Raw genomic sequence first — 12,090 nt, 5'->3', positions numbered from 1 at the left:
TTACTGTATATTGACGTTAATAAAACCGACTGGCTAATGGAGTGGTGTGTGTTAAATAGAGTGTGGTTATTATTTTTTATCATTGCAGCATTGTCTATCACGATTCAATTAGTGAATGGCAATGTCGATGTATTAAGCGAATCGGTGACGGCATTGTTTGCCAGTGCTAAGTTAGCCGCTGACATATCACTTGGCTTAATTGGTGTGTTAGCGTTATGGATGGGATTGATGCAAGTCGGTGAAAAGGCCGGTGTGGTAGGGTTGTTTGCCCGCATATTTGAACCTTTATTGTCGAAGTTGATGCCAGAAGTTCCTCGTGGACATGTCGCCTATGGCAGCATTAGCATGAATCTTACAGCTAACATGCTGGGACTGGACAATGCAGCAACACCTTTAGGCTTAAAAGCGATGCATGATCTGCAATCTCTTAACCCTGTAAAATCAGTAGCAACCAACGCCCAAATTTTATTTTTAGTGTTAAATACTTCATCAGTTACCTTAGTTCCTGTAACAGTATTTCTTTATCGTGCCCAACAAGGTGCGGCTAATCCTGCGGATATCTTTTTACCCATTTTATTAGCCACTAGTGTCTCCACCGTTGTGGGATTATTGGTTGTTGCGTTAGTGCAACGAATCTCGTTAATCAATAGTGTTATTTTGGCTTATGCTGCAACCATTATGAGTGTATTCATGGCTGGGGTCGCTTATTTGGTGACATTATCCGCCGAGGCGATAGGCCAAGTGTCTATGGTGTTAGGTAACGGTATATTGTTGTTGCTGATTTTAAGTTTTATTCTAGTCGCGGGTTATCGAAAAACTGCCGTGTATGACGAGTTTGTTGATGGCGCTAAACAGGGCTTTAGCCAAGCAATTCAGCTAATCCCTTATTTGCTGGCGATGTTATTAGCCATTGGATTTCTTAGGGCTTCAGGGGCGCTAGATTATGCCTTACAGCTGTTAGCGAGTGGCGTGAGTGCATTAGGCGCAGATACGCGCTTTATTGATGCGATGCCAACCGCGTTCATGAAACCTTTTAGCGGCTCTGGTGCGCGTGCGATGATGTTAGAAACGATGAGCCATCACGGAGTTGATTCTTTTGCGGGCCGCCTAGCGGCTATTTTACAAGGCAGTACCGAAACAACGTTTTATGTATTGGCTGTGTACTTTGGTTCAGTGGGGATCCGTAATGGACGTCATGCACTGGGATGTGGTTTAGCAGCAGATTTTGCAGGTATTAGTGCCGCCATCGGTGTGTGTTATTGGTTTTATGGTTAATCATCATTATCGAGATTAACCATAATATAAATAGAAAGGCCGATATATTTATCGGCCTTTGCTTTTGTACTAATTGTATTATCGCTAGATGAAATTACTTAGCTTGGGTAGGTCGCCATTGTGACCATTCTTCCTGCATGTTCTCATGCAATGGGAAACGGTCGGTGGTGTTGATACGGTTACTGTCTGATGTGGTATCTTGGGTTGCAAATGCAATACCACCGGCGAGTATTGTTTCTAATGAGCCAGTTTCTAACTGTGCACCAGAAAATAAACCAACGTCTAACTTAATACCAGATGCATCCCAAAACTGGCTAGTCTGGTTAATTAAGTGACCATATTCAGCATTAACATGGGCAAACAACGTAATTTCTGTACCTGAGTCATCCAACCTATACCCATCAATTTGTCCGACTTTAATTCCACGGAAAAACAAGGGTGTACCGACCTTAATTGAACCTAGCTGGTCATCGACTAATTGGAATGCTAACGCATCTTTAGGTACGGTAGCCTCAAAGCTCGAGTGAGGTTGGGCAACAAAATTATCGATAATCTCTGTGCTGTTACCTGGAATAACTCCAATATAAGGACCCGTTAACAGTGTTTCTGGGGCATTAATACCCGCTAAAGAGATTTGGGCGTCGACAATGAAGTATTCCGTATCGCTAGCACTAAAATGATTCGCGTAATGACCATAAATATAAGCTTGTGCGTTAAGAGTATTTAAATCTTGGTTTAGTTTAACCTGCGAAACTTCACCAATTTTATGACCTTGATAACGAATAGCCGCTTTCTCTGACACTTTTGTACTCACAGGTAGTGTGAGGTTAATGACCTTAGCCTGCATAAGTGCAAGTGACTTGGTATCATATAGTCTTAGATTAGGTTGATTACTTTCTGTATCAACTCTGTCGTCTATATGTCCAAGCGTAATACTGCCATTTATTGCACCTTTTAATGGAGCAACATTGATATCGACACCGGCTAAACTGGCATTGATGGCTACAGCATCATTTCGCCAAAAAACCGTAGTGGGTTTTATTAATGGCACAAATTTATTGTCGATATTGATATCGATATTAAATTTATCTGTTTTAGCCAACCAATTGACTTTACTCACTGAGCCAATTTGCATTTTTTTGTAATAAATTGGCGAGCCTTCAGCTAAGTCGGCACCATCAATACTGGTTAAGGTAAAGGGGGTTAGCTGTTGTTGAGCGTAAAGACTTTGGGCCGACTCTATTGATTCATGTAGTGTTAAGCTGCTGTTCGCCGCGAGCTGTATTTCGCTGTTACCCGGAATTAAACTAATAGCCCCTTCTAACATGGTAGTGATGTCGCGAGTTTTAACATTAATGCCCTCTAATGAAGCATTAATGGCTAGGGCACTTTCAGGAACAAAGAAACTTCCCTTGGTCAGCAAACTCTTAAATTCGGGTTGAATTTCAATATTATATTCAACAGTTGAAAAGTCTTTACTTAAACCAATATTGGTTATCTGCCCAATAGGCAACTGTTTATATCGCACTTGTGCACCATTACTGGCACCTGTGTGGGTAGTGGCAACTACAGTCAATTTAAGTTTGTCTTGATTGAGCAAATCTGGGGCATGTGATGCCAATTCAAACTGCATCGCCTCTTCGGTTATTTGAGTGCCTGGTAAGACATTAATAACACTGCCAGTAACCAGTCTACTGATATTTTTGACACCTTTTAATGATAACTCGGCACCACTAATCCAAAATTGGCTATCACTGGTAATTAATGCTTTGTAATGATGCTCTACTCGAGCGATAAACTGCACCCCAGCATCAGTTAAGTTGACTTTTTCTATTTCGCCGATAACAATGCCGCGGTAGGTGATAGCAGTGCCTTCATTAACCTCATCACTACCAAGTGCGGTTAAACTAAAATGAACACCTCCTATTGCGGTGAGTTCATCTTCGTATAGGTTATAAACATCACCATTTTGAGCTTTTTCAGTGTAACTTCCGGTATCAAAGCTGATCCCGCCGGCTAAAATAGACGCGATACTTTCAGTGCTGACTTTTATGCCTGCTAAAGAAGCATCAATTTTTAAGCCCGATACATTCCAAAAATGGGAGTCTTTACTCACTAAATGGGCATATTGTTCTTGAACAAATGCGCTAATAATAATTTGTTTATTTCCATCTAGACGATAACTAATAATACTTCCGACAGGGGCTTGACGATAAAAGACCGGCGAGCCAACATCAATCGAACCCAGCTTAGGGGATTTTAATTCGATCATGAGTCCTTCACTGCCGGGTAGTATTGCAGGTGCTTCACGTTGTGCTTCAAATACAGTTGCTGAACGTCCATCGCCTGGTTGCAGGGCAATGTAATTACCTGAAAATAATGTATCTAGTCCTTCAACTCCGGTAATACTAGCTTTAGGTTTTACTAACCAAAAGAGGGTGTTTTTATTGAGAAATGGGTCGGCACGGTAATCCATAACAACTTTAACGTTAACCCCTTTTAGATCATCGTCAATACCAATGTCGGTCACTTTACCGACCGTCAATCCTTGATATTTCACTAATGTCTTACCAATATCAATACCGGTAGCACTCGGGAAATGAATTAATATTTCGATGCCGGATTCTTTGATACTTTTGACCCCTAACCAGGCTCCTAATATCAAAGCAACAACCGGTAATAACCATATTGGCGAGAATAACTTTTTCTTCACAATTTTAGGTGATTCAATTTGTGTCATCAGTGTTTTCCAAGCGGTCCCAGAGTAATCGAGTATCTAACACTTTTGCCGCAAGTTGCGTTAGCAAGATAACTAACGCAAATGCTGTCGCGGCAGGTGCAGGTTTTGCGTCTAATAATTGCCCCATATTAACTAAGGCAACTGTTAATGAAATAACGAATAAATCGAGCATTGACCAACGGCCAATCCATTCAATGATGTGAAATCCAATCATTAATTTTCTTTTTGATATTGGTAAGTTAAAACTAATAGCCGATAAATAGGTCGCTAAGCCAATAATTTTAAGCCAAGGTACTAAAATACTGGCAGTGAAAACAATGATAGCAATCGGGAACATACCTGTTTTGACTAAATGACTAATACCACTAAAAATGGTGTCATTGGTGACCACACCACGATTAGTCAACAAGGTAATAGGATAGATATTGGCAACAATAAGTAAAATAGTTGCAGTCACCAATAAAGCCCAACTTTGTTGGATACTGGCATAATTACGACTGCTTAATTGGCTAAAACAACGTTTACAATGATTGTTACTGGTCACATTAAGTTTTCGACAAACAGGGCATAAACATAAGCCAATTTTTATGCCTTGAACGTGCGACAAAACCTTAGTTGTAATCTCTTTGTTGATATTGCCAACTTGCGCAGTGTTGTCGACTATTTCTTCATTGGAGGTCGTCATTGGAGTATCAGGCATCAACATAACTCCACATGTGTTCTAGGTTATATTCACGTTGCAAAAATAAAATGATGATGAACAACATCGTAAAGCTGAATGTTCCCATACCAAAATACACATCAGAAAAGTCAGATAATTGGAATGCCGACACTAGAAAACTGATCACATAAATTTCTAACATGGTCATTTGTGATATCAAACCATGATTTTTTAATAATGTAGTATATGTTCTTTGCCAAAATGAGTTGTGCAGTTTTAACTTCACAATCACAACTTGGGCCATAATTGACAATATCAATAATCCTGGCGCAATAACTGCCGCAACCATTACCGCAAGGCCTACTATCCAATACCCTTCAGCCCAAACCGTAAAAGCCGCTTGCAGCACGGTTGTGGTCCGTACACTGCCAAGAAAGTGAATTTCGAGTACAGGCAATAAATTAGCGGGAATAAAAATAATTAACGCCGCAACGCATAACGCTAGCATGCCATTAATGGAGCAATAAGGTGAATCATAGAGTGCCGTGTGGCAACGAGGACAAAGCGCGCGAGCGCTAGAAGGCAAAGCGCGTTTTGTCACTGCCAAATCACATGATTGGCATAAAATTATCGAATCATGATCATCAAATTCATGCATGAAGAATTAATCTAATCCATAGTAAAGCGCATTATTGGGTAGCAAAGAGTCAAAGCCGTTTGCTTTGCCTTATATTGGCAGAAAATGAGTTAATTGTTAAATAATCTCGATTTTCTTGTGCTTGATAATATCAGAATAATCAGAACACTTGCATCATAAGTTAACTATGTGAGATTCTATGCACTGTATATAAAAACAGTGAGGATTACATCATGGCAGTGATAACCCAATTTGTCGTGGTCAGAGAAGGGGTGGAAAAGATGACATTTATATCGAAGAAAGAGGCTGATGCCTACGATAAGATGCTCGATATTTCCGATAACCTAGTGCCATTTCTTATTAAGGCAGATCTCGGACTTGATGAAATTAAATGCGAACAGTTGGCATTTTATCTAGCAAACAATAAAGATGAGCTTTCTAACTTGCTAAAAGGCTTAGTACAGGTTAAAAACGCTCCTACAGCGAAAACTAAAAAGACTTCGACTAAAAGTGCATCAGCAGAATAGTCTTATTCATCACTCATTCTTGGAGTGGGTGTCAGCTTAAGGAATGGAAATGAAAACCGAATTTTACCAAACATTAAATCGTCAAGCACAAGCTTTACTTGCAGGTGAAGATGATTTGATTGCGGCAATGGCTAATTTTTCAGCGTTGCTAAATGACAACCTAGAAGGCCTAAACTGGGCAGGTTTTTATATCAAGCGTGGTGAACAATTAGTCCTTGGCCCATTTCAAGGTAAAGTGGCTTGTACCCGTATCAATATGGGCAAGGGTGTTTGTGGCACCGCTGCAGCAGAAAACAAAACCCAGCGAGTTGCAGACGTTCATCAATTTGATGGCCATATTGCATGCGATTCTGCCAGTAATTCAGAAATTGTGATCCCTGTTAGACAGGGAAATGAGGTGGTGGCAGTGTTAGATATTGACAGCCCATTACTGAATCGATTCGATCATGATGATCAAATTGGTTTAGAAAACATGGTAAAAAGTTTCGAAACTTGCCTATTTGGTTAAATAGCGAACAAATTAGATTAAATCATGGTCGCATTCGCTGTCGCGGGCTTTATAATATGCCGCTATACGCAATTGTGCTGGATTTACTGATGAGCGATGATTAAGCTGAGAGTAAGTTTGGTTAAATTGTTAAGGTTTGTTTCAATGACTTTAGCAAACTGGCGGATAGTGATATTTTGTACGTTGAGCCTTAACGATAAGGTTTAGCGAAAGATGAACGACTGCATGGCAAATTTTATGCCGCATAATCAGTCCCTTTATTAACGTGGAAGTAAAAATGGAATCAACAGACAAGTTGACCGACACCAACGCAATTTTAGCGTATTTATATGAAACCTTTCCTTTATGCTTCATTGCAGAAGGTGAAACGAAGCCATTAAAAATTGGTTTGTTTCAAGATTTGGCTGAACGGTTAGCTGATGATTCTAAAGTCAGTAAAACACAATTACGTGTAGCGCTTCGTCGTTACACAAGCAGCTGGCGCTATTTGAAAGGCGTTAAAGCCGGTGCTAAACGTATCGATCTTGACGGTAATGAATGTGCTGAATTAGAACAAGAGCACATTGACCATGCTATTTTGACGCTTAAAGAAAGCCAAGATAAAGCCAAAGCAAAACGTCAAGCACTTGCGCCTAAAAAGCCTGCAAAGAAAGTAGCGCCTAAACGTGCTCCAGCAGTTAAAAAGGAACGTCCTGCTCCCGTAGTCGCTCCAGTGATAAAACTTGTGCCTGCTAAGCTAGAAGATTTAAAACAAAAACAACGCGTTAATGTTAAATTAGGTGCAACACCTGTTCCAGGGGTTGTGACTGATATTAATAAAGAGGATGTGCTTGTTCAATTAGATTCTGGCTTATCCATCAAAGTACGTGCAGAGCACATACTATTATAGAAATTTAAGGAGTACTTGTTGATGCGAAAACTTACCTTGGCCGCGTCAATTGCCAGTTTATTTGTCGGCTTTTCGGCATGGGCAATTTCACCAACGATTCAAATCAGCGAGTTACCTAAACTAGCACAAGAGCCGCAACATAAAGTGGCTAGCAAGCGAGTAACGACTTTGTTTACTCGCTCGCATTATCATCGTTTTCACCTTGATGATGCATTCTCTGAGCAAATCTATACCCGCTTTCTTGAGCAGCTTGATTATCGTCGTAATGTGCTGACTGCGGCAGACGTTACTAGCTTTAGCCAATATCAAAACCAGTTTGATAACATGGTAGCCTCAGGTGATATTAGCCCTGCATTTACTATGTATGACGTAGTACAAAAACGTCGTTACGAGCGTTTTGCTTATGCTTTGTCTTTGCTTGATAAAGAATTTGACTTTACTCAAGCTGGCGACGCGTATGAATTCGATCGCAAAGATGCTCAATGGCCAAAAGATGAAGCCGAAGTGAATGAACTTTGGCGTCAGCGCGTTAAATATGACGCGTTAAATCTTAAATTAACCGGTAAAAAATGGCCTGAAATTGTTGAAGTGCTCGAGAAGCGTTATAACAATGCCATTAAGCGTTTAAGCCAAACACAAAGCGAAGACGTGTTTCAAACAGTAATGAACGCGTTTGCTCGTAGTGTTGAACCTCATACAAGTTATTTATCACCTCGTAATGCAGAACGTTTCCAAATGGAAATGAATTTAAGTCTTGAGGGTATCGGGGCTGTGTTGCAAATGGATGATGACTACACCGTCATCAAAAGTTTAGTGGCCGGAGGGCCTGCTGCCAATAGCGAGAAATTATCACCAGAAGATAAAATTGTTGGTGTTGGTCAAAAAGACGGTGAAGTTGTTGACGTCATAGGTTGGCGTTTAGATGATGTTGTTGATTTGATCAAAGGGCCAAAAGGAAGCGAAGTCGTATTACAGATTTTACCGAAAAAAGGCGGTGCGAATGCTAAACCTTTTGAAGTGGTCATTACTCGAGATAAAATTCGATTAGAAGACCGCGCAGCAACCTCAAAAGTGGTTGAGCCTAAAGAAGGCCAGTACGCCAATCGTAAAGTTGGGGTAATACAAATTCCTGGTTTTTACATGAATTTGTCGCAAGATGTGGCTAAAGAAATTACTAAGCTTGAAAAAGACAATGTTGAAGGCATTATTATTGACCTTCGTGGTAATGGTGGTGGAGCATTAACCGAAGCCACATTACTCACAGGCTTGTTTATTGATATGGGGCCAGTGGTACAAATTCGTGATGCTAATGGTGGTGTTAATCAAAATCGTGATAATGATGGTACCAGCGCATACAATGGTCCACTTACTGTGATGGTTGACCGTTATAGTGCATCGGCTTCAGAGATTTTTGCTGCGGCTTTACAAGATTATGATCGCGCACTTATTGTTGGTGAATCGACCTTTGGTAAAGGCACTGTTCAGCAACATAAGAGTTTGGGGCGGATTTATGACATGTACGAAAAACCAATTGGTCACGTACAGTATACTATTGCCAAATTTTACCGCATTAATGGCGGCAGTACTCAGCTAAAAGGTGTTACACCAGATGTGCGTTTACCGAGTGCTTTAGAACCTGGTGAATATGGCGAGTCGGAAGAAGAAAATGCTCTGCCATGGGATAAAGTACCTGTTGCTCAGTACAATACCTTGGGGAATATCACCCCTATGTTGATTAACAGCCTTGATGTTAACCATAAAGAACGTATTAGCAAAGATGTTGAGTTCAGTTATATTTACCAAGATATTAATGAGTTTAAAAAACATCATAAAGACAAAACAATATCGCTTGTGGAGAGTGAACGAATTGCCTCTCGTGAAGACGATGATAAACGTGCCTTAGATCGGGCAAATGCACGTCGAGTTCATGAAGGTTTAGCTGTTGTTAAGTCTTTAGACGATATTGAAACAACAGATGATAGCAAGTTACCTGATGCCTTTTTGGATGAAACTGCTTATATCACCCTAGATATGGCTGACGCAGAAAAAATAGCTAAGACTAACTCAAAATAATTTTTCATTGCTGTTAAAAAACGCGCTTAGGCGCGTTTTTTCTTAATCATAATAACTAAAAATAGTACCAATTCGATAAAGTTCACACGCATTTAATCATATTGGCATTAGTACCGTTCAAGAGGAACATGTATGAACCAAGCGCAAGAAAAACACCTAAAAGATTATACCAAGCCTGCATTCACCATTTCTCATGTTGATTTGAACGTTATTCTAGATGGCAAAAACACTAAAGTAACAGCTGTCAGTAAGGTGATCCGTAATGGTGAACATCAGCATGATTTAGTGCTCGATGGTGAACAACTTTCGCTGAGTACTGTAAAGCTTAATGGTGTCGCGGCTAACTATCGTCAACATGACAATCAATTGATAATTAGCACGGACCAAAATGAGTTCGAATTAGAAGTGGTCACCTTGCTTGATCCTGAGGCCAATTCGAGTCTTGAAGGGCTTTACATGTCAGACGGCGCTTATTGTACCCAATGTGAAGCCGAAGGGTTTCGCCGGATCACTTATTTCTTAGACAGACCCGATGTTCTCGCTATTTATTCCGTGCGCGTTGAAGCCGATAAACAAGCATTTCCATTTTTGTTAAGTAACGGCAATTTAATCGATAAAGGTGAGATGCCTCGTTCTGGCCGCCATTTTGTGAAATGGCATGACCCATTCCCTAAACCGAGTTACTTATTTGCGTTGGTTGCCGGTGACTTTGATTTACTTAATGACAGTTTTACCACTCAATCTGGTCGTGAAGTAAAACTGCAAGTATTCGTTGATAAAGGCAACTTACATAAAGCCGATCACGCAATGGCATCGTTGAAGAAGTCTATGAAATGGGATGAAACCCGTTTTGGTCTAGAATATGATCTAGATATTTATATGATTGTTGCTGTAGATTTTTTCAACATGGGTGCTATGGAAAATAAAGGCTTGAATGTCTTTAATACCAAATTCGTGTTAGCTGATAAAGCCAGTGCAACAGATGAAGATTATCATGGTATTGAGTCTGTCGTTGGTCATGAATACTTCCATAACTGGACAGGCAACCGAGTCACATGCCGCGATTGGTTTCAGTTGAGTTTAAAAGAAGGCTTAACGGTATTTCGTGACCAAGAATTTAGTTCCGATGTTGGGTCTCGCGCGGTTAACCGAATTCATGCTATCCGAGTGATGAAAAACCAACAGTTTGCTGAAGATGCTGGACCTATGTCTCATCCTATACGCCCAGAAAGTGTGATTGAAATGAACAATTTCTACACCGTGACGGTATATGACAAAGGTGCTGAAGTTATCCGTATGATGCACACCATTCTTGGTGAAGAAGGTTTTCAAGCTGGAATGAAGTGCTATTTTGAACGTCATGACGGGCAAGCGGTAACCTGCGATGATTTTGTAAACGCTATGCAAGATGCTAGCGGTAAAGATTTAACTTTATTCCGTCGTTGGTATAGCCAAGCAGGCACACCCGTTGTAACGGTTAAAGACAGTTTTGATGCGGATAAAGGCGAGTATCATTTAACGATTACTCAACAAGTGATGTCACAAGGTGTGAAGGGGCAAACACTGCATATACCGTTCAGTGTTGAGCTGTTAGACAGTGCAGGGCAATCAATTGTTAATAAAGTCCTAGATGTGACCAAAGCCAACCAAACTTTTGTGTTTGATGGACTAGAAAGTGCGCCGATAGCTTCTTTGCTACAAGATTTTTCTGCACCCGTTAAATTGGTTTACGACTTTAGCATTGATCAACTCGTGCATCTTATGCGTCATGCTTCAAGTGAAGTGGCCCGTTGGGAAGCATCAGTGCAGTTAGTCAGCCAAGCTATATGGAATAACGTTGCACAGTTACAAAAGCAACAAGTCATGATGGTTGATACTCGTGTTGTTGAAGCATTCAGAGGCGTCATTTTAGATGAGAATATAGACCAAGCTTTAGTGGCTGAAATTCTGTCTATTCCTACAGCTTCAGCTTTAATTGAACAGGTAGATAGTGTTGATTTAGATGCTTTAGCAAAAGCCAGAGAGTTTGTTGTTGAAGAACTCGCATCCGCTTGTGAAGATGAATTATTGGTACGTTATAGGGAGCTTATACTTGTAGATAATGCAGAGGCGCGTGCATTTAAAAACATAGCCTTGTCATTATTATGCCAAGTGACCGATACTCATGAATCATTAGTTGAAAAACAATATTATTCAGCTAAAAATATGACTGACAGTTTAGGTGCTTTGAAAGCTGCAGCTACAGCCAAATTAGCCTGTTTACCGATGTTATTAAGTGATTTTGAGTCTACGTGGGAGTCAACGCCATTAGTGATGGATAAATGGCTGACCTTACAAGCATTAGTTAATAGTGATGAAGTTATAGAACAAATTAAAACGCTGACAAAACACAGTAGTTTTAGTTTTTCTAACCCCAATCGTGTTCGTTCATTGATTGGGGCTTTTGCCGCCGGAAACACTTATCAGTTCCATCGTGCTGATGGCGAAGGTTACCGTTATTTGACCAAAATTTTAGTCAAATTGAATAAATCGAATCCACAAATAGCATCACGGATGATCACACCTTTAATTCAGTTTTCAAAATTCGATCAACATCGTCAGCAATTAATGAAACAATGTTTACTAGAACTAAAAGCTTTACCGGATTTATCGAAAGATTTATACGAAAAAGTCACTAAATCATTGGCGGAATAATGACGGAAATGACTATCAATCTAGTATGAATAGTCAAACTGTTTAGTATGTTAAAAAGGAGAGCTTGCTCTCCTTTTTATGGAGTA

At 40.2% G+C, this 12,090-nt stretch carries 9 protein-coding genes; 6 read left to right on the top strand and 3 right to left on the bottom strand.

What is annotated here, in order from left to right:
• Positions 1-48: 48 nt before the first annotated feature.
• Complete coding sequence (locus tag H5181_RS01045; protein ID WP_182749918.1) at positions 49-1,275, top strand: nucleoside recognition domain-containing protein; 1,227 nt, start codon at positions 49-51, stop codon at positions 1,273-1,275.
• Between the two features lie 94 nt (positions 1,276-1,369).
• On the opposite strand, the gene H5181_RS01040 is transcribed toward H5181_RS01045, so the two are convergent.
• The 3 genes from H5181_RS01040 to H5181_RS01030 are packed head-to-tail and all read right to left on the bottom strand — an operon-like array spanning position 1,370 to position 5,334.
• Complete coding sequence (locus tag H5181_RS01040; RefSeq protein WP_182749916.1) at positions 1,370-4,015, bottom strand: PqiB family protein; 2,646 nt, start codon at positions 4,013-4,015, stop codon at positions 1,370-1,372.
• A complete protein-coding gene (locus H5181_RS01035) occupies positions 4,002-4,715 on the bottom strand; it encodes a paraquat-inducible protein A (RefSeq protein WP_259396908.1) in 714 nt (237 codons plus the stop codon). Before H5181_RS01035 ends, H5181_RS01040 begins: the two co-directional genes overlap by 14 nt.
• Positions 4,708-5,334: a paraquat-inducible protein A gene (locus H5181_RS01030; protein ID WP_182749914.1), complete on the bottom strand. Its 627-nt coding sequence runs from the start codon at positions 5,332-5,334 to the stop codon at positions 4,708-4,710. Before H5181_RS01030 ends, H5181_RS01035 begins: the two co-directional genes overlap by 8 nt.
• A gap of 212 nt (positions 5,335-5,546) precedes the next feature.
• Here H5181_RS01030 and H5181_RS01025 point away from each other — a divergent pair, with 212 nt between their 5' ends.
• The 5 genes from H5181_RS01025 to pepN all read left to right on the top strand — a co-directional run bounded on the left by H5181_RS01025 (position 5,547) and on the right by pepN (position 12,004).
• On the top strand, positions 5,547-5,840 hold the full coding sequence (locus H5181_RS01025) for a YebG family protein (protein WP_182749912.1): 294 nt from the start codon (positions 5,547-5,549) through the stop codon (positions 5,838-5,840).
• Between the two features lie 49 nt (positions 5,841-5,889).
• Positions 5,890-6,348: a GAF domain-containing protein gene (locus tag H5181_RS01020; protein ID WP_182749910.1), complete on the top strand. Its 459-nt coding sequence runs from the start codon at positions 5,890-5,892 to the stop codon at positions 6,346-6,348.
• A gap of 277 nt (positions 6,349-6,625) precedes the next feature.
• Positions 6,626-7,237 (top strand): RNA chaperone ProQ, encoded by a 612-nt coding sequence (gene proQ / locus H5181_RS01015; protein ID WP_182749908.1) that lies wholly within the window; start codon positions 6,626-6,628, stop codon positions 7,235-7,237.
• A gap of 21 nt (positions 7,238-7,258) precedes the next feature.
• The gene (gene prc / locus H5181_RS01010; RefSeq protein WP_182749906.1) at positions 7,259-9,310 is read left to right on the top strand and encodes a carboxy terminal-processing peptidase; all 2,052 of its coding nucleotides are present in this window, start codon (positions 7,259-7,261) and stop codon (positions 9,308-9,310) included.
• A gap of 132 nt (positions 9,311-9,442) precedes the next feature.
• Entirely contained in the window at positions 9,443-12,004 is a 2,562-nt protein-coding gene (gene pepN / locus H5181_RS01005) for an aminopeptidase N (protein WP_182749904.1), read from the top strand.
• Positions 12,005-12,090 lie beyond the last annotated feature (86 nt).

It is taken from the genome of Shewanella sp. SG44-2 (assembly GCF_014164215.1).
GTDB classification, from domain to species: domain Bacteria; phylum Pseudomonadota; class Gammaproteobacteria; order Enterobacterales; family Shewanellaceae; genus Shewanella; species Shewanella frigidimarina.
The sequence above is the reverse complement of the archived record's forward strand: the minus strand, read 5'-3'. Positions and strand labels throughout refer to the sequence as shown.